This window comes from Prevotella corporis DSM 18810 = JCM 8529 (assembly GCF_000430525.1).
GTDB lineage: Bacteria > Bacteroidota > Bacteroidia > Bacteroidales > Bacteroidaceae > Prevotella > Prevotella corporis.
In genome coordinates this window covers 59,547-78,551 of the sequence record NZ_AUME01000009.1, presented here as the reverse complement: position 1 = coordinate 78,551, position 19,005 = coordinate 59,547, and the positions used below count along the sequence as shown (strand labels likewise).

The 19,005-nt window shown below is 45.7% G+C and carries 14 protein-coding genes; 3 read left to right on the top strand and 11 right to left on the bottom strand.

The annotated features are described in order from the left end of the window. Positions 1 to 121: 121 nt before the first annotated feature. From H515_RS0102985 to H515_RS0102970, 4 genes are read right to left on the bottom strand one after another with little or no spacing between them, the layout of a single operon-like run. The gene (locus H515_RS0102985; protein ID WP_004304280.1) at positions 122 to 850 is read right to left on the bottom strand and encodes a hypothetical protein; all 729 of its coding nucleotides are present in this window, start codon (positions 848 to 850) and stop codon (positions 122 to 124) included. A 16-nt stretch (positions 851 to 866) separates the two neighbouring features. After that, positions 867 to 1,220: a DUF3408 domain-containing protein gene (locus H515_RS0102980; RefSeq protein ID WP_004291505.1), complete on the bottom strand. Its 354-nt coding sequence runs from the start codon at positions 1,218 to 1,220 to the stop codon at positions 867 to 869. Between the two features lie 2 nt (positions 1,221 to 1,222). Beyond that, positions 1,223 to 1,663: a DUF3408 domain-containing protein gene (locus tag H515_RS0102975; protein WP_004291503.1), complete on the bottom strand. Its 441-nt coding sequence runs from the start codon at positions 1,661 to 1,663 to the stop codon at positions 1,223 to 1,225. Positions 1,664 to 1,665: 2 nt separating this feature from the next. Next, complete coding sequence (locus H515_RS0102970; RefSeq protein ID WP_004291492.1) at positions 1,666 to 2,715, bottom strand: ParA family protein; 1,050 nt, start codon at positions 2,713 to 2,715, stop codon at positions 1,666 to 1,668. A 421-nt stretch (positions 2,716 to 3,136) separates the two neighbouring features. On the opposite strand from H515_RS0102970, the gene mobA reads away from it, so the two are divergent. Genes mobA through mobC form a run of 3 tightly spaced genes read left to right on the top strand, consistent with a single transcriptional unit; the run spans position 3,137 to position 6,840 of the window. Further along, positions 3,137 to 3,565 carry a conjugal transfer protein MobA gene (gene mobA / locus H515_RS0102965; protein ID WP_004291488.1) on the top strand — a complete coding sequence of 143 codons (429 nt, stop codon included), beginning with the start codon at positions 3,137 to 3,139 and terminating at the stop codon, positions 3,563 to 3,565. After that, complete coding sequence (gene mobB, locus H515_RS0102960; protein WP_004291483.1) at positions 3,544 to 4,791, top strand: conjugal transfer protein MobB; 1,248 nt, start codon at positions 3,544 to 3,546, stop codon at positions 4,789 to 4,791. The genes mobA and mobB overlap by 22 nt, the downstream gene beginning before the upstream one ends. 30 nt (positions 4,792 to 4,821) lie before the next feature. After that, positions 4,822 to 6,840: a conjugal transfer protein MobC gene (mobC, locus tag H515_RS0102955; RefSeq protein ID WP_004291482.1), complete on the top strand. Its 2,019-nt coding sequence runs from the start codon at positions 4,822 to 4,824 to the stop codon at positions 6,838 to 6,840. A 131-nt stretch (positions 6,841 to 6,971) separates the two neighbouring features. On the opposite strand, the gene H515_RS0102950 is transcribed toward mobC, so the two are convergent. The 7 genes from H515_RS0102950 to tet(Q) all read right to left on the bottom strand — a co-directional run bounded on the left by H515_RS0102950 (position 6,972) and on the right by tet(Q) (position 18,779). Continuing rightward, entirely contained in the window at positions 6,972 to 10,226 is a 3,255-nt protein-coding gene (locus H515_RS0102950) for a P-loop NTPase fold protein (RefSeq protein ID WP_004291481.1), read from the bottom strand. A 16-nt stretch (positions 10,227 to 10,242) separates the two neighbouring features. Further along, on the bottom strand, positions 10,243 to 11,373 hold the full coding sequence (locus tag H515_RS0102945) for an ATP-binding protein (RefSeq protein WP_004291480.1): 1,131 nt from the start codon (positions 11,371 to 11,373) through the stop codon (positions 10,243 to 10,245). A gap of 301 nt (positions 11,374 to 11,674) precedes the next feature. Beyond that, a complete protein-coding gene (locus H515_RS0102940) occupies positions 11,675 to 12,280 on the bottom strand; it encodes an RteC domain-containing protein (protein WP_004304269.1) in 606 nt (201 codons plus the stop codon). Between the two features lie 238 nt (positions 12,281 to 12,518). After that, the gene (locus H515_RS0102935) at positions 12,519 to 12,941 is read right to left on the bottom strand and encodes a dihydrofolate reductase family protein (RefSeq protein ID WP_004291474.1); all 423 of its coding nucleotides are present in this window, start codon (positions 12,939 to 12,941) and stop codon (positions 12,519 to 12,521) included. 279 nt (positions 12,942 to 13,220) lie between these two features. After that, on the bottom strand, positions 13,221 to 14,543 hold the full coding sequence (locus H515_RS0102930; protein WP_004291471.1) for a sigma-54-dependent transcriptional regulator: 1,323 nt from the start codon (positions 14,541 to 14,543) through the stop codon (positions 13,221 to 13,223). Then, positions 14,536 to 16,854 (bottom strand): hybrid sensor histidine kinase/response regulator, encoded by a 2,319-nt coding sequence (locus H515_RS0102925; protein ID WP_004291467.1) that lies wholly within the window; start codon positions 16,852 to 16,854, stop codon positions 14,536 to 14,538. The genes H515_RS0102930 and H515_RS0102925 overlap by 8 nt, the downstream gene beginning before the upstream one ends. Then, positions 16,854 to 18,779, bottom strand: a complete 1,926-nt coding sequence (tet(Q), locus tag H515_RS0102920) for a tetracycline resistance ribosomal protection protein Tet(Q) (protein WP_004291466.1) — start codon at positions 18,777 to 18,779, stop codon at positions 16,854 to 16,856. The genes H515_RS0102925 and tet(Q) overlap by 1 nt, the downstream gene beginning before the upstream one ends. Between the last annotated feature and the right edge of the window lie 226 nt (positions 18,780 to 19,005).

The following is a 19,005-nucleotide window of genomic DNA, read 5'->3' as shown; positions in this document are numbered from 1 at the left end:
TTAGTGGATGCCCGTTTGTTTCCACGGACGTGGGCGTGTCCGTTGCGGATGGGGATGCGCCTTGCGTTTCCTCGCCGCGTGGGTTGATGTCATTCTTTCATGTTCATTTCTTTTATTGTTGTCATACATAGTTGCGAATGTCGAACTCCTCGATGTTGTCCGGCACGACGAACTCCTTTTCAGATTTCTTCAGCCGAATCTCGATAAGCCCCTTGATGCGGATGCCTATCTCCGAAGAGCCTTCCATCATTTTCTCGTACAACTCCGTGCCCTCCATGTCGGTGAACACCTTAGCCGCCTTTTCACGTTCCGCCTGTGTCGCGTCCGGGTTTTTGGCGGTCTTGCAGGCGTCGTCAATCTCGTCAAAGCTGCTGCCCGAAGCCCGTGGCGTGTCCGAGGCGTCCTCTTCCGGTTCGTCGTCCCCGTATCCCAGTTCCTCCGGCGGTATGCTCGTGAAGGTCTCATCGAGTTTTTCCTCCGGGACTTGTGCCGGGCGGGATGCGTTTCCCGTTTTTCCGTCGTCAAAAGTAGCCTCTTCCTCCGACAGCTCAATGCCTTTTTCAATAGTGGCGGCTTCTTGCGTCGGTATGGCAGCGGTTGTCCGGGTGGATGCCATCCTGAAACGGCTCTTGCCGATGATGTCCGCCTTTTCCGCAGGGACTTCCTCGTGTGCCGCTATGCGTTTAGCCTCATTCCCGTCCAGTGACCGCCATAATCCGACAATGCCCTTGAAGAAGCGGACAATCCGCGTGTCCATGATGCGCTCGTAAAGGAGCAGGAACAGGAACCAGAGGTTGCAGCCGACCGATACCGCCAGCAGAATGTCTGTCATGCTGATTGTGTAATTCATATCCTTCCGTTTTTGGTTAGAATACTGAATTGTAATTTCGGGCATAAAGGCTCTTTATCGCATCTTCGCACTGGTTGAAGTGGTGCGTCAGCACATGGTCGATGTAAGCGGACAGCGTAAGCCGGTCATGCCCGATTACACGGGTGATACGCATGATACGCTCGTGGTACTCCGGGCGCACATACGCCATCTTCCCCTCACGTGCCTTTACTTCCGGGTCGCGGATGAACAGGCGTTCATAGTCCTTCTCACTGCATTTGCCGCTTACCGGGACAGGCGACAGTATTTCCACACTCGCCTGCACTTGGGTAAACATACCTCCGCAGTCTTGCTGTGGTCTTTTTTCATTCGGTGTCATTTCTTTTTCCATTTTCAAATCAGATCTTCACGTTGTTTCTTGTACAGTTCGTTGATTCTCTCCTTGTGCTGTTCCAGATGCTGGCGCAGCACGGTATCCACATATCCGCCTACTGAGATTTCCCCTCCGGCGATGTCGTTCACGATTCTGAGGATCTTGCCGTGGACGTCACGGCTGATATAGACACATTGGCGGGTCTTTATCTCGTTGCGGCGCAGGAATAGCTCGTTGTAGTCCTCGTCCTGCCTTTTCCGGCGTCCACTTTCCCTCTGCGCTTTTTCCCGTGTTACGGGTTGCACAGGAGATGGTTCCGGTGCGGCGGTGTCCTCTTCGGTCGGTGCAGCTGCGGGTACTTCCTGTGCGGGGCGCAGTGTCCCGTCCTGTGTGCGCCGCCCGATGGAGGCTAACAGCAGTTCCTCGTCGATGCCTTCCGTGTTCACTTTCCTGCTGCCCATGCTCACTGCGGTCTGATGATGTCGCTTATCTCTTCGGAAAACTCCCGGATGCCACTCCCTTTCAGCAGTGCCGTGTCCATCGGGAAGATGGTGGAGCGGAAAACGCTCTTGCGCTCTTCCGAAAGGTCACGGCGGAACTTCTTGCTGTCGGGCAAGCGGGTGGAAAGTACCGGAAAGCCCATTTCGGCTATCACTTCCTCGTAGATGCCGTACAAGTCGTTCCTCTCCCTGCCGTCCACCATCGTCCAGAACAGATGCAGCCCCTTTGTTTTCGCCTGTCCGGTAGTCATCAGCCTGTCGCGGAACATCGTGACGAATTTCAGGGTACTCTCCACGACAAAGCGGTCGGCACTCAGCGGAGTGAAAATGTAGTCCATCTGCGAGAGCGTCTTTATCACGCCGTTGCTTCGGAGTGTGCCGGGCATGTCGAAGAACACCACGTCGGGTTTCACGTCCTCAGTGGCAATCATCCTCTCGGCATCGTCGAGGGCGTTCACCGCATTGCTTTTGACGATGGTGTAGGCGTTCTTTTTGATCCGGCGGAAATGGTCGCAAGCGAGAGCCTTGAAGTAGGTGCTGCTGTCGATAAGCCCCATTTCGTGTTCGCGCAGCCCGTGGATGCTGTGCTGCGGGTCGTCGCAGTCCACGACGGCGACATTGTAGCCTTTCACGTTGTGCAGGTAGCTGGCGGCAAGTGCCGTGACAGTGGATTTGCCGATGCCACCTTTCTGTGTTGCGAATGCAACGAAGATTTCCTTACTCATAGTTCCATTTATTTTAATTGTTGATGATTTGTTTTTCTGTTTCCATACGGATTTGGCTGTCGCACCATCCGCTTCCGTGACTACACACGCAGGCGGGTCGTCGCGTATCCGGTTCTGTGGTGAAGCGGTGCGTCGGACAAATGGTGATTGACGACATTGCGTCATGAAGTCATTGAATCCATACGTCACCGAATTGTCGGAGAACCGGGTTTCCGACGGTTCGGGTATCCGTTTCGGCAAGTATCCGAAGAAGCGGATTTCCGGGTATTTGAATGTTCCGTTTATCATATCTTCAAATCGTTCGTTTCTTGAATCATGCTGCAAATAAACAAGTATATTTTGGAACCTGTATCACTTCTCCGGCAAGTGGCGGCACGTTGCGCCGGTTGGCAGTCATTGACCGGGTCAAGCATCTGTCCGATACCGCTTTAAGGGCGTAACTTTGCACCCGGACAGCAGGGTTCGCCGATGACGCGCGGCCCGGAGTCCTGAAAGGTATTTTCCCAATCCGTCCCCTGACGGATTTTTATGTTCACCTGAACATAGCAAGATGTCTTTTCAGCCGCTCAAAATATTTTGAGCAGCCACGAAAAGCACTTGCCCTTGCAGGGGGCGGGCTTTCCCTCCGAAGTCGGGAAGCCTTTCAGAACTGCGGTGCTGTAATCCGAAGCGGCGGCTTATGCCGTCAATCCGCTAAATCCAAAGTAATATGAAAGAGAAAAGGAAAAGCAAATCAGGGAGAAATCCCAAACTTGATCCGGCGGTGTACCGGTACACCGTCCGTTTCAACGAGGAGGAACACAACCGTTTCCTCGCCATGTTCGGAAAATCGGGTGTCTATGCACGGTCTGTTTTCCTCAAAGCGCACTTCTTCGGGCAACCGTTCAAGGTGCTGAAGGTGGACAAGACGTTGGTGGACTATTACACCAAACTGTCGGATTTTCATGCACAATTCCGTGCCGTGGGTACGAATTACAACCAAGTCGTGAAGGAACTGAGGCTGCATTTTTCAGAGAAAAAGGCGATGGCGTTGCTCTACAAATTAGAGCAACACACCGTCGAACTCGTGAAACTGAGCCGCCGGATTGTGGAACTTTCAAGGGAAATGGAGGCAAAATGGTCGCAAAAATCAGTGTAGGAAGTTCGTTGTACGGCGCGATTGCCTACAACGGGGAGAAGATTAACGAGGCGCAGGGGCGGCTTCTCACCACCAACCGCATCTACAATGACGGTTCGGGAACGGTGGACATAGGCAAGGCGATGGAGGGTTTTCTCACCTTCCTGCCACCGCAGATGAAGATCGAGAAGCCGGTGGTGCATATCTCTCTCAACCCGCACCCGGAGGATGTGCTGACCGATATTGAGTTGCAGAATATCGCCCGCGAGTATCTGGAAAAACTCGGTTTCGGAAACCAGCCTTATCTTGTATTCAAGCACGAGGACATCGACCGCCACCACCTGCACATCGTGACGGTCAACGTGGACGAGAACGGGAAAAGGCTCAACCGGGATTTTCTCTACCGCCGCAGCGACCGTATCCGCAGGGAACTGGAACAGAAGTACGGATTGCATCCGGCAGAACGTAAAAATCAGAGATTGGATAATCCGTTGCGCAAGGTGGCCGCATCGGCAGGTGATGTGAAGAAGCAGGTAGGCAACACCGTGAAGGCTCTGAATGGGCAGTACCGTTTCCAGACGATGGGCGAATACCGTGCGCTCCTTTCCTTATATAATATGACGGTGGAGGAAGCGAGGGGCAACGTGCGCGGACGGGAGTATCACGGGCTGGTCTATTCCGTCACGGACGACAAGGGTAACAAGGTGGGCAACCCGTTCAAATCCTCGCTTTTCGGGAAGTCCGCAGGCTATGAAGCCGTACAGAAGAAGTTTGTCCGTTCCAAATCGGAAATCAAGGATAGGAAACTGGCAGACATGACGAAACGCACCGTCCTTTCCGTGCTGCAAGGCACTTATGACAAGGACAAATTTGTATCCCAACTCAAAGAGAAGGGCATCGACACCGTACTGCGCTACACAGAGGAAGGGCGCATCTATGGGGCTACCTTCATCGACCACCGCACGGGATGCGTGCTGAACGGTTCGCGCATGGGTAAGGAGCTTTCGGCGAATGCCTTGCAGGAACACTTCACCCTGCCATACGCCGGACAACCGCCGATACCGCTATCCATCCCTGTGGATGCTGCGGACAAGGCACACGGGCAGACCGCCTACGACAGTGAAGATATATCGGGCGGTATGGGCTTGCTCACTCCCGAAGGTCCGGCGGTAGATGCCGAGGAAGAGGCTTTCATCCGGGCGATGAAGCGCAAAAAGAAGAAAAAACGCAAGGGCTTGGGTATGTAATCAGAGTATCAACAATTAAAAAATCAATGTATGTCACAACAAGAAGACGATTTGAGGGCATTGGCGAAAATCATGGATTTTCTGCGTGCCGTGAGTATCATTTTAGTGGTCATGAACGTGTACTGGTTCTGCTACGAAGCCATCCGGCTGTGGGGCGTGAACATCGGCGTGGTGGACAAAATCCTTCTGAACTTCGACCGCACGGCGGGGCTGTTCCATTCCATTCTCTACACGAAGCTGTTTTCCGTCCTTTTGCTTGCCTTGTCCTGTCTGGGTACGAAGGGTGTCAAGGGTGAGAAAATCACTTGGGGGAGAATCTGGACAGCATTTGCCGTCGGGTTCGTGCTGTTTTTCCTGAACTGGTGGTTGCTGCCCCTGCCGCTGCCGCTTGAAGCGGTGACGGGACTGTATGTCCTTACCATTGGAACGGGCTATGTCTGCCTGTTGATGGGTGGTCTGTGGATGAGCCGCCTGTTGAAACACAATTTGATGGAGGATGTTTTCAACAACGAGAACGAGAGTTTCATGCAGGAAACGAGGCTTATCGAAAGCGAGTATTCGGTCAATCTGCCGACACGTTTCTATTACAGGAAACGCTGGAACAACGGTTGGATCAATGTAGTTAATCCCTTCCGTGCGTCCATCGTGTTGGGTACGCCGGGCAGCGGCAAGTCCTATGCCGTGGTAAACAATTTTATCAAGCAACAGATTGAAAAGGGCTTTAGTCAATACATCTACGATTTCAAGTATCCCGACCTATCTACTATTGCCTACAACCATTTGCTGAACCACCCGGACGGCTACAAGGTAAAGCCGAAGTTCTATGTGATCAACTTCGACGACCCGCGACGCTCTCATCGGTGCAATCCCATTCACCCGGATTTTATGGAAGATATTACGGATGCCTATGAGAGTGCCTACACAATAATGCTCAACCTCAATAAAACGTGGGTGCAAAAGCAGGGCGACTTCTTCGTGGAGTCACCTATCATTCTGTTTGCCAGTATTATCTGGTATCTCAAAATCTATCAGAACGGGAAGTTTTGCACGTTTCCCCATGCTATCGAGTTTCTGAACCGCCGTTACGAGGATATATTTCCGATACTGACCTCTTATCCGGAGCTGGAGAACTACCTTTCGCCGTTCATGGATGCGTGGCTTGGAGGGGCTGCGGAGCAGCTCATGGGTCAGATAGCGTCGGCAAAAATCCCGCTTTCGAGGATGATTTCACCGCAGCTCTACTGGGTGATGTCAGACAGCGAGTTTACGCTGGACATCAACAATCCCGAAGAGCCGAAAATCCTCTGCGTGGGTAACAATCCCGACCGTCAGAATATCTACGGTGCGGCACTCGGTCTGTATAATTCCCGTATCGTGAAGCTCATCAACAAGAAGGGGATGCTGAAGTCATCGGTCATCATCGACGAGTTGCCCACAATATACTTCAAAGGGTTGGACAATCTTATAGCTACCGCCCGAAGCAACAAGGTTGCCGTGTGTCTGGGCTTTCAGGATTTCAGCCAGTTAGTGCGTGACTACGGGGACAAAGAGGCGAAAGTGGTGATGAACACTGTCGGCAATATTTTCTCCGGTCAGGTGGTGGGGGAAACAGCCAAGACGCTCTCCGAGCGGTTCGGTAAGGTGTTGCAGAAACGGCAGTCCATCTCCATCAACCGGCAGGATGTTTCCACCTCCATCAACACGCAGATGGACGCGCTCATTCCACCGAGTAAGATTTCCGGGCTTACGCAGGGAATGTTTGTCGGTTCTGTATCCGACAACTTCAACGAGCGTATCGAGCAGAAGATTTTTCATTGCGAGATTGTGGTGGATGCCGAAAAGGTGAAACGGGAAGAAAGTGCCTACAAGAAAATTCCCGTCATTACAAACTTCACGGACGAGGACGGCAACGACCGCATGAAGGAAACGGTGCAGGCGAACTACCGGCGCATCAAGGAAGAGGTGAAGCAGATTGTGCAGGAGGAACTGGAGCGTATCAAAAACGATCCGGTGCTGTGTAAACTGCTACCAGATAATGAGACTGTCTAACAAGTCCCCAAAATTGAAAATTATCCCTATCGAAGTTTGAAGTGACCCCCAAAAGTTGGATACAATTTTTTTGGGGGGCACTTCAGTTCTGACGGGTAAAATCGTAAAATTCGGACTTGTTAGACAAATACTTACGCGGTTTCAACCTCAGGTACTGAATCTATCGAATTGACAAATTTAACCAATTGCGGATCTGAATCTTTTTGTATGAGGTTTCGGAGACTCTTTTTCAATTCATAAGCATCATCCCCTGCTGTATTTATTAAATCCATATAAAAATCTTTGTTTTGCAGAATCAATGAACGGCATGCCCCATCGGAAATTACAGGTTTCACTATTTTATCAATAACGTCTCCAGCTTGACTTTTCAAATTACCATGCGATCTAAGCCATGTTTCGAAAAATTGAAACTTTATTGCATTGATAGTCTTTTTACCGATGCAGAAATCATTTCTTATATCGGTAACTGTCGATTTAATTTTTCGTTTATCCAATCTTTCAACTATATTCTTGAAACAATTAGGGAAAGGATTCAAACTTTGAGTTCCAGAAGCAATATCCATCAGAATCTTTTTGCCAAATTCAGTCAAGTTATCTGGCAAGGATTTGATTTTAGCCAGTAAATGTTTTATTGCGACAAACCAATAATATGATGTATGTGCTGTTCTTTGGGCGTATAATGTATCAACACTTATTTCAGACAACGCTTCGAACGCTATTTTATTGATATGATCGGTCAGGACATTGCTTATTTTAGTGGTCAAATCGTAAAAAGATGCGTCAGGAATTACATCTTTAATATTGTTCTTAGTGATATACTTATCCAAATCGGTATTCCACTCTGCTAAATGCTCGATAAATACCTCATCCGTTACACCTATTCTGTTCTTAATATCTTCAAATTGGGGCAATATGTCTGAGAGCAATAATTTATAGCCAAGTTTATGATTTACCATGTATTGTAGTGTTTCATTTAATAGCGGTATATTCCATCCCACACTATTTACTAATAAGTCTCCATGATCCACATAATAGTCCATGAGTTCTGCAACATATTTTATATCTCCACCCTCTATTAAGGAAACGGAATGACCATGTGCCAATTGCATGGCGACTAAATCGTAATATCCAGACTCTTTAATGTTTCGGCCATCAGTTTCTAATTCAGAATGCAACTGATTTATGTAGGTTGAATCTAACGTTACAGGTAAAGGTCTTTCTTCGTCAGATGCCAATAAACGATAGGTTGTAAATATAGCCCCTATATTATCTTTATTTACATTCTGTTCATCAATGCAATTCGTGATCGCTTGCAAAAGCGTTGGAAACGTATAGGTAGAATTATCTTTTAACGTTTTTACAATATCTGCATGGTCGAAATTATCGGGTAGTAAGTTTGCCAAATAATTATCGAGCGCCTCCGAATTTGTTGCTACTTGATAATATTTATATGCTTTAGTTGTCGCGTTATCCCGATAGGCAGCATCTGTTGCATTTGCAGCTTGAATATAATCGATAAATGTATTTGGCTTGACTGTTTTTGCTTCAATCAATGACGTAAAATCGCACGCCAACTTATTTTGCGCAATAAACCTGTCTATTGCATCTAACGTTTTGAAATAGTCGCCGCCATTGAAGTCATTGAACCGAACTATCTTCTTATATAATTGAGCAATCACATGGTTTTGGCTTTCCGTGTCTAAATGCAACAGCAGTTCTTGGTATTCGACAGGGAACACCTGCTTCTCTATGGATTCTTTTAATTTCAATTGTGCTATTCTTTGCCATACACGCAGAATAACATCGCTCTTTCGAGTTAATTTATGCAAACAATGTATAATCTTATCGATAAGCGCATTGTCCATACATTGTATAACTTCTTCTAATACAGTGTCAAATTGTTTATTAGTCTCTGCATATTGATTTATGTCGTGGTCTTCTTCTCCGTTGATGCAGCCTTCAATATATTTTTTCAATGGAATTTGTCGAGCATCTTCAACATCGACACCATATACCAAAGCTGCAATTTCGCGTTGTGTTTGCAGATCATTGTTAATTATTGTTTGAATGCCATTCAGATAGTCGCCGGACAATATTTGTTCTACTGGATTTGCCAGAATATCCGTCTTCTTCAAACAGAACAATGCTATGTTTATCATCAAAATTTCGTTACACCACTCTTGTTTAAGAGCGACCATCTCATTGATATATGATATAATTTCCCTAACATTGGCATTAGGATTTACCAATCTGAATATCCGATTTATAGTTTCTTTCGCTTCATTTTCTGTTTCTCCAAATGCTTCAACAAACAGTTTGTTGAATATACTTCGATAGTCGGTAATAACAGGAGGAGCAACACGATAAACAATAGGGAAAGTTTTATTGATAAAATACTTGGTCAGTTGTTTCGTTTGTTCGTCGGTCTCATCTCCGAATGCACAAGCTAAATGTGTTTCATCGAAAGGAATAACAGCCCAAACATTTTCAAAACCGCTATCGGCGAAGAACGTATGGATAGAAGACCATAATTCTTTTACTTTTTCAGCGGGGAGACGATCCATGTTGTCAAAAACAAGGACTAATTTACGTTGTCCTTTTTCCTTGATAAAATCAGAAATGTCTTGCATCCATGTTTTGAACTCGTAAACCGTTGGTTCGTCTTCGCTCAAAGTCTCATAGCAAACGTCCTTTTCGACTTTATCTTGATAAATAGCTAACATATAACTCCATCCATATTTATGATCTTTGCTATATGCCCATTTCCAAACGCACAATGCAATAAGAACTGGCAGTGCAGCTATGATAATAGACAATAAAGAAAACCACCATGTTGTGGGTGTAGGTTTTACTGCATACGCAATAAATGTAAATATCGGAGTTAAAACTGCAACCAAAAATGCCGCAACCATACCATTACTGATAAGGGGATATTTTTCGGTTACGGTCTCCGTTTTACGGGCTAATAAATATTTCAGCTTTTCAGACCATGATACGGTTTTCGTACCTCCACCTTTGACTTTTATTGTTGCATTTCCAGATAGGATACCATCATCAATAAGTTTGCTTGTAAGCAATTCCAATATAGAGCGGCGTTGCAAGTCCTCTTGATGTCCCCATGCGTCATACTCAAAAAAGTAATAGTCGTCTGATAATTCACGTTCCAACATTTTAACCACGTTGGATTTTCCAGATCCCCAAATACCTTCGATGCCGATAATTCGAGGTAAAGTACATTCCTCATCCAATGAATCATTCTGACAAAAATGGCGAGCAATAGTTTTTGCCAACCTTTCTTGCGAACCTCCATCGAATTTGTCAATACCACACGGTTTATTTTGGATAAACCGCGGATATTGCTGTTTGGATTGTAGTTTTGTTTCCATATACGTAATTTATTGATTATACGAACTCCAAATAATTCTCCCGATTTACCACATGAAACTCGGCATAGGGATAGGCTTCTTGGAAGGCTTTCGGTGCGGCCGGCATTTTATTTCCCCACTTGAACTCCAAGGCGGTAAGACTGTCGGCACTCTCCTCAATCAGGTCGATTTCCTGTTTGTCGTAGGTGCGCCAGAAATAGAACTCCCTGTGCAGTCCCTCATTGAAGTTCGCTTTGCGCCGCTCTCCGATGATGTAGTTCTCCCACAGCGCACCGACATCCTGCCGAATGGCCAGCGGTGAGAAAGCCCCGATAATGGCATTGCGAATGCCGTTGTCGTAGAAGTACCACTTGCCAGCTTTTGTAACCTCCTTGCGTAGGTTACGCGAATAAGCCCCCAGACGATAGATAACGAAGACCTTTTCCAATAGGTCGAGGTATTTTTCAACGGTCGTCTTGCTCATGCCGAGTTGTTTACCTAACTCTTCGTAAGAAACTTCGCTGCCCAACTGAAAAGCTATCAATCGCAGTAGATCGCGCATCTTGCTCGAATTTTTTAAGCCGTCAATTGCTAAGATATCTTTAAGCAGGTATGCACCGACAATATCACGTAGGTAGTCTGTTTTACGTTCATAGTTCTCCATCATTACTACTTCGGGATAGGAACCGTAAATCAAGCGCGCTTCGAGGTTCTGGCGGGTTTCAAGTGCCGTTTCCGTCTGTGCGATTTCCCGTTGCGAGAATGGTGTAAGGAGAAATTGCGTACTGCGGCCGACCAACGGTTCACCAGTCTTATTCAGCAAATCGAATGACGAAGAACCACTTGCCAAGACACTTATTCCCGGTATTTCATCAACTATCAACTTCAGAATACTACCGATTTGTGGTATGTTCTGTGCCTCATCAATAGCCAGCAAATCAATACCATCCAATAAATGCCGATAATTGGCTATTGAGCGATTCTCCAATAGTGCTAATGTGTCGTAGTCTTCGCCGTTGAGCATCATCGTCCTACCTGAATAGTTGTCCACAATTTTACGCATCATTACCGTTTTACCAACACGGCGAGCACCAAAAATCAGTACTGCTTTATTGGGCGCGATTCGTGCTGTAATCTTCTCTTGAAGTATTCTATTTACTGTTTCCATACCTTATAAAATATAATGCAAAGATAATCATATTTTTTTAATTGGCGAATTTTACAAAAAAAACGGGCTATTAAATGGCGATTTTTACAACCACAATCTTATGGAAGTTGTTTCATTGTTTTTAGTAATGATATATGTTCATACTATGATGACTCAATAATTTACCAGACATACGTTTCTGAAATTTGTCCTTATAGGAATGAAAAACTCACATATATTGTGCTAATTAATATATAATTAAATGAAAATAAAAAGACAGGATACGAGTATTCCTGTCTTCTCATATGTAATGGATATTTTTTTATTTTCTCATCCGCTCCAACTCCTCATCACGCAACATTCTCTCGTTCAGTTTTTCCTGCATCCTGTCAATGAAATAGGTGCGGCTTTCGTTCTTCCGGCGTTTGATATCAGTGTAGAAGCGGTAGCAGTCTTTAGAATCAACCCCGAATATCTTATAGAGAAGTGGGGCGAGCTGTTTGAGCGGCATATTGCCGTTGTTGATGCAGCCCATCACGTCTATGCCGTAGATAAGTTCCACGAGGTCGATGGCATTGCCCGTCCATTGAAGAAGGCTGGCGGTGGTTTCTGTTGCGTTGTTGGCGGATATTAGTGGTGGCACTTGGGGCGTGGCAAGGAATTTCTGCATCTTTCTTACGAAAGACAGAGCCTTGCTGACGTAGGCGGCAATCTCTCTTTTTTCTTCTGACAGATTACGTACGGGATGGTGCTGCAACTCGATTTCGATGTAGGCAAGCGCGATGACGGTAAGGTTCATGTCCATGCCGCCGTTGCACAGTTCGATCACTTGGGTGGCGAAAGCCGTGTATGCCGTTTCCATATTGCAGTCGCCGGCTTCGTTTATCAGGCGGAAAAAGTCGGTTTCCGCCAGCAAGAAATAATTCATGGTTCTGTCAATTTTGAAAATTACACTTTGTTTTCTGCGTGCGCACATGAATATAATTGGCAAAAAACGCGGCAGAAAATAAAAAATCCAACACTCAATTTTACAAAGTGCTGGATTTCAGAGGTATAAAATTCAGTATTTTTTCACAAGGACAAATTATCTCCGACTTAAATTGTTTGTAATCGGAACATTTATTCTATTCCTGAAAATAGAAATGTATGCTTGCCGCACATTTTGGCTATCTTGCTTTTTTATCAAGGATATAGATAATGCGACATACACCGTTGGGATAGCTTTTCAAAGAGGAAAGCGTCCAGTGTTGCTCTGGCAGAGCCGACTTAAAAAAATGTCGTCCGCTTCCGGATATGAAAGGAACGGTGTATAGTATGATTTCATCCACAGCGTGCATCCGCAGCAGTCCGTTTATATAGTCTGCCGTGTCCGGTGTGGCTTCCGCGAGGTAACGGATGTTTGTGCAGTCTTTTCTCCATTCGTGCAGCATTGAAATGGAATAGTCCGGTGTCACACGGTAAAAGGCTTTCTTCCTGATTTCATCAAGACCGCAACGGTCAAGGCACAAATCCTGATGTGCTTTATCATATAACTCTGAAGAAAGACATCCGTCCATCGTCAGTACGGCGAGAATCTGAACTTTACCCATAATCGTTTCCTTTCGTTAGGCAAGGGTAAAAAAGTAGCGTGCAATTCACACTACCTTCAAGCGATGGCTCTGGTAAAGCCTTTACGGAGAGTACGTGAATGCACGCTATGCGTAAGCATAGCATAAGCATCACGCAATCGTCTCCGTAGTTCCAATTTACCAGATTTTCGCTTGAAACGCCTTGCGGTCTTATCCTATATGTTGGCGGCGAAAAGCTCCTGCCAATCGCCGTTTTTCTCAAATGTTATGCAAAGATAGCCAAATTCAGTGAATTACGGGCTATGATTGCTTGAATTTATATTTAAGTCCATACTCTTCAAGTTTGCTGTATAGTGTTGTCCTGCCTATGCCGAGCAGTTCTGCGGCGACACTCCGGTTGCCGTTTGCCTGTTTCAACGCACGCAATATCCGCTCCTTATCCTCCGCGTCATTGCGCAAGGCGAAGCTGACAGTAGAGGTCGGTTTCGTCACGGCAAGTTCCAGATGCTCTTTCATGACAACACCTTCCTGCGCCTGCAATACAGCACCCATAACTTTCTGCCGAAGTTCCCGCACGTTGCCCGGCCATGCGTGTGTCAGCAACGCTTTACGTGCTTCGGAACTGAACCCGCTCACGCTACACTCCAGCTCTCTGTTTGCCATATCACGGAAGAACTCTGCCAGCGGCATAATGTCTTCTTGACAGTCACGCAACGGAGGAACGGTTATCCCGAAGTCGTGCAGGCGGTACAGAAGATCCTGCCGAAAACGCTTTTCATTCACCGATACCTCCAAATCTTCATTGGTAGCAGCGATGATGCGGACATTGAAATTCCGGTCTGCCTTGTCTCCGACCGGGCGATACCGCCTCTCCTGTATGGCACGGAGCAACATCTGTTGGGTTTCCAACGCGAGGTTTCCTACCTCGTCCAGAAACAACGTGCCGCCTTCCGCCTCATGGAAATATCCTTTCTTGGCATTGTCCGCACCTGTAAATGCACCTTTGACGTGTCCGAAGAAAGCCGACGGTGCAAGCTCTTTGGAGAGTGAACCGCAGTCCACCGCCACAAATGGCTTGCCTGCACGTTTGCTCTTGTCATGCAACAGGTGGGCAATATGCTCCTTGCCCGTGCCGTTCTCACCAAATATCATCACGCTCATATCGGTGGCGGCTACCAGCCTTATGCGGTGCATGATTTTCTGAAAGGCGGAACCTTCACGGGCGAATATAGGCATACGGCGTTGTCCTGCCTGACGTTCTTTCAGTATGGAACGGATCAGGGGGACAAGTTTATCCTCCACAAGCTGTTTGGGAATATAGTCTATCGAGCCGAGTTTCATGCTTTCCACGGCGGTATTAACTTCGGCGTAGTCGGTCATAATGATGAAGGGCTGCATCTTTCCCTCCTTTCGCATCCAGCACAAAAGGTCTATGCCACTGCCGTCAGGCAGACGCAGGTCGGCAACCACGATATCATTATCTGTTGCCTGTTGCAGATGTTTCTTCGCGGTTGAGAGGTGGTAAGCCTTCATATTGCGGTAGCCCTCCCGTGACAGCATATTGCAGACATATTCGCAATACACGATGTTGTCTTCCACCACAATTATTTTTGTCTTATTCATCTTCGTATTTTCTCCTTTCCTCTTCTGCCAACCGTATTATTTCCACTCCCTTATCCAGCACGGCAGTCACGGCATGGCTTAACGCTTCACCATCCGGGAGAGCATCGCCACGAAGCAATCCGTAAAGTACATTCAGCGGTTGGTCGGCACGGAGCACCTCCCACGAACTGCGCAGGTGGTGGATCAGGGAATCCAGCTTTTGCAGGTCTTTTTCTTTTGCTGCATCCCGTACCGCCTGCATTTCCTTTTCTGTTTCAGTTATCAACTTTTCCAGCATGACGGCTTCATTGCCATAGGACAATAAGGCGGAAAAGTCCGGTTTCCCGTCCGGTGTCGCTTTTATGGCACACCTGTCGGAAACCTCCATCAGTTCCGATATGGAGAACGGTTTGAACAGGCATCCGGCAAAGCCTTTTGCCAATAGTTCCCCTTTGTTACAACTGCCCGAAGCGGTTGCCACAACCACCGGGATTGTTGGTGAATTGCCCACGTTGGACGAACGCAACAGTTCCAGCAATTCGAAACCGTTTATATCGGGCATATTCAAGTCTGTCAGCAACAGGCTGTATTCTTTCTGGCGTATCATTTCCATCAGTGCCGCAGCATCGGTGCAAGTGTCGCAGTGTATTCCTTCTTGGGAATACATCTCTTTCAGCATCAGAAGTAATACCTCATCATTGTCAATGGCGACAACATCATGGAATTTATTGTTATGATAAACAGGTGTATTGCTTGTATATCCAAGCTGTTCTTCAGCTTCCTGCATAGAAATTTCAACTGTGAAACGACTGCCTTTCCCTTTCTTGCTGTCTAAACGGATTGTTCCGCCAAGCATCGACACAATATTACGCATTATGGCAAGCCCAAGCCCGAAACCCTCCTTTGCGGCGGCATTTGATAGACGTTCAAACGCACCGAACGCTTGTTTCTGTTCCTCTTCTGTCATGCCTGTACCTGTATCTTCAACGACCAGTGTCAGAACTCCATTATCATATTCAGTAATCAAAGAAACACCGCCTTCTTCTGTGAACTTGACAGCGTTTGACAGCAGGTTATTCCCGATTTGTATTATTCGCTCTTTGTCGGTCAATACAATGGCATCGTGTCCAGTCTTCACGGACAAGGACAGCCCTTTGTTCACGGCAACAGGCATGAACTCCGTTTCAAGTGTGTGCGTGATTGCTGAAATCCGGCAGGGTGACAGACGGGGCTGTTCCTTGCCGTTGTCCAGGCGGAAGAAGTCAAGCAAAGTGTTAAGCATATCCCGCATACGGTCGGAGGATTGCAGTATGTTTTGGATATACTGCCCGGACTTATCCTCACACTGTTCTTTCCGTATCAGTCCGGCATAGCCTGTTATTGCTGTCAGCGGTGTGCGCAGTTCATGGGTGATAGTATGTACCGCCTTCTTCCTTGACGTTATCAGTGCCTCGTTCCGTTGTACGGATTGTTCCAGTTGCCTTATCAAATCAGTTGTCTTGTGCTTGTATTGTTTAATGCTTTTTGCATCACGATGTATGATGATGTAGGAAATTAACAACAATAGAAGAACGAATCCCATTAAACCGCCTACTTGCATAAATGACTTTTCACGCATGGCAACTATTTCGTTTTCCCGGCTTTGCAGTTCGGTTTGTACCTTTTCTTCTATTTGGCAAATCAATTCTTGCAGTTGTCTGTTAAGTTCTGCATTACGAGCTGCAAGGCTGTCGGCTTGTTCCGACAATTGGCGATCCTGCACTTTCTGTTCGCTGATTACGTTTCTATTGACCGAATGAAGGATAGTGGTTGATACTGCTGGAGTTACTTCCTTTTTTTTGCCGAATATGCCTAAGAAACCTTTTCGTTTTGGCTTTTTGGACTGTTCCTGCACACTTTTCTGTACAATAACCGGAATTTGATTGGCTATCTTCTTGTTAATAGATTGTTGTTCATCCATTAACCGGACTATCTGGAACATCTGTCGTTCCTTATCCTCTAAAAGACTGCGCACACTATCGATGCGCTCTGCTGGATAGGTGGCCTTGAAACGGCAGAGCATACTGTCCATTGCCATACGCCGTGCATGGTAATGCTCGATATCTTTATCGTTCCATTCCAGTATTGTTTCACCCAATAGAGAAAATTTTATCATTTGAATATTGATATTGTTTATTTCTTTTCGGAGCTCGTCTATTTTTTTATTGCCAAGTTCTAATGCTTCTATCTCCTGCCATTCATAGAGGCTATTATATGCCATACATCCGATAAGAATGGAGATAAGTATATATCCCAACCGTATTGCCTTATAGAAATTTCCTGACCGCTCCATTATTTTAATGACATTGATTTTTGGAACATGAATAAAAGTTTATCTTTTTCGTTCATGCGGATATTATCAGAATAACCGTCTTTTGTTATTTGATACCCACATGGCTTAACCATAAAAATGCCTAAGCCCTTAGTGTACGAACTTACTTCTGAGGCATAGTCTTTACTTGTATTTAATGGAACTTTCCCTTTAATATGACACCACTCATTATTACAACTGATGTCTTCAATCTCAGACATCAGTTTTTGCAAATCTGTAATAGCTTTGGAACTCGCTACTTGGGGTATCTGCAACTCAAAACAGAGCATCGGTTCGAGAATGTCCACACCTGACTGTTGCAAAGCCAGCCTGAAGACATAAGGGGTCAGCTGTCTGAAATCAGCAGGTGTACTTACCGGGCTATAATACTCGGCTTGAGTAAAAGTTACTTTCAGATCTGTCACTTCCCATCCATGTAAACCAGATTGGCAAGACATACGAATCCCTTCAAAAACGGCATTTTGAAAAGAATGGTTCAGATAACCATAGGAGATGTCACTTTCGATTTGCAACCCTGCCCCTAACGGTAAGGGTTCAAGAGTCAGCCCTATTGTGGCCCAGTAAGGGTTGGGTGGTACTTCGATCTGAATAATCTTATTGACCTTTTTTATAGGTCGTTCTTTGTAGATAGTCTTGATCTCATCAAAATGGACCTTTACGGAAAATCGTTCTTCCAGCAATGTCTGTATGATTTCCTTTTGGGTCAAACCATATAACGAGATTTCCAATTCATCACTATATGAGTTTATGGAAAAGGACAAAGACGGGTCTTCAATCCACAATGTATTCAGAGCGGATATCACCTTGCTTCTCTCTTCGGGCTTATTTGGCCGGACGGAGGATTTGAGAGCGGGATGCTGATGAGATAATCCTTGAATCAAACAAGGTTTAGCACCTAAATAATCTCCGATTCGAAAATCTTCTATATCTTCTACAATCGCGATATCATTGGCACCCACTTCATCAACATTTATCTCTCTGCCCTGATAAATAGTCTTTAGATTTTTAATCTTGATGAATTTTTCCGAATCGTTGATTCTTACAACGTCTCGAAGTCTCAGACTTCCGTCAATTATTTTAAGAAAACTTCTTTTATGCCCTTTGGGGTCATGCTCTATCTTATAGAGATAAGCTGAAAGTCTGTTTGAGACTGATGCCGGAGGAAGTATAAAAGAAGAAATGGCGTCCAACAACTCATTGATACCGATATTGAACATTGCTGATCCATGTAGCACCGGATAGACTTTGGCTTTTGCCACAAGAGCGATTATCGTATTCCAATAATCAGCCGGTGAAATTTCGCTATCCGCCAAATATCGTTCTAATATATCGTCGTCATGGTTGCATACAAATTCTTTGTATTCTTCCTTTATATATGTTTGGGAGCAAACCGGATAAACCGATCCATCGACAACAGTTTGCATAAACAGGACATCTTGCGACAGATTTGTTTTTATATCCATATACAAACGCTCCAAATTCACACCGGCACGGTCAATCTTATTGATAAATATAATTGTCGGGATTTGCAGCTTTTGTAAAGTACTGAACAGCAACTTTGTCTGCGCTTGTATGCCTTCCTTTGCGGATAAGATGAGGACTGCTCCATCAAGCATTTTGAATGTCCGCTCCACTTCCGCAATAAAATCCATGTGTCCCGGAGTGTCAATGATATTGCATTTCACTCCATTCCAGATAATAGATGTCGTAGAAGCCCGGACAGTAATTCCTCTACGTTTCTCTATATCCATAGAGTCCGTTATGGTGTCACCATTATCCACACGGCCGCACTTTTCCGTTGCTCCACTGGCAAACAGCAGATTCTCGGTTACGGAAGTTTTTCCTGCATCAATGTGAGCAAGAATTCCTAAATTTATAATATTCATTTGGATTAAGCAATAATATACTACAGTAGATGCATTGTCGAAACGCACCTTTTAATACCTCCTCGTAGCATATGAGAACTACAGGATTACTAACTCGTATTAATATGTATATTATTACTGCCGCATAACGATTACAAAATTACACAAAAAAATATATCTAACAAAAGTGGGAGGATTTTTTAACTTTTTACCATAGACATTTTATTAGGGAAGCGTAGGTTCAACT

Excerpts from the sequence above, each read along its gene's own strand:
- H515_RS0102945 (WP_004291480.1), bottom strand. The coding sequence starts at position 11,373 with ATGGAAACAGTAAATAGAATACTTCAAGAGAAGATTACAGCACGAATC.
- H515_RS0102925 (WP_004291467.1), bottom strand. The coding sequence starts at position 16,854 with ATGGAGCGGTCAGGAAATTTCTATAAGGCAATACGGTTGGGATATATA.
- H515_RS0102930 (WP_004291471.1), bottom strand. The coding sequence starts at position 14,543 with ATGAATAAGACAAAAATAATTGTGGTGGAAGACAACATCGTGTATTGC.
- H515_RS0102980 (WP_004291505.1), bottom strand. The coding sequence starts at position 1,220 with ATGGAAAAAGAAATGACACCGAATGAAAAAAGACCACAGCAAGACTGC.
- mobC (WP_004291482.1), top strand. The coding sequence starts at position 4,822 with ATGTCACAACAAGAAGACGATTTGAGGGCATTGGCGAAAATCATGGAT.
- H515_RS0102940 (WP_004304269.1), bottom strand. The coding sequence starts at position 12,280 with ATGAATTATTTCTTGCTGGCGGAAACCGACTTTTTCCGCCTGATAAAC.
- mobA (WP_004291488.1), top strand. The coding sequence starts at position 3,137 with ATGAAAGAGAAAAGGAAAAGCAAATCAGGGAGAAATCCCAAACTTGAT.
- H515_RS0102975 (WP_004291503.1), bottom strand. The coding sequence starts at position 1,663 with ATGGGCAGCAGGAAAGTGAACACGGAAGGCATCGACGAGGAACTGCTG.
- mobB (WP_004291483.1), top strand. The coding sequence starts at position 3,544 with ATGGTCGCAAAAATCAGTGTAGGAAGTTCGTTGTACGGCGCGATTGCC.
- H515_RS0102935 (WP_004291474.1), bottom strand. The coding sequence starts at position 12,941 with ATGGGTAAAGTTCAGATTCTCGCCGTACTGACGATGGACGGATGTCTT.
- H515_RS0102970 (WP_004291492.1), bottom strand. The coding sequence starts at position 2,715 with ATGATAAACGGAACATTCAAATACCCGGAAATCCGCTTCTTCGGATAC.
- H515_RS0102950 (WP_004291481.1), bottom strand. The coding sequence starts at position 10,226 with ATGGAAACAAAACTACAATCCAAACAGCAATATCCGCGGTTTATCCAA.
- H515_RS0102985 (WP_004304280.1), bottom strand. The coding sequence starts at position 850 with ATGAATTACACAATCAGCATGACAGACATTCTGCTGGCGGTATCGGTC.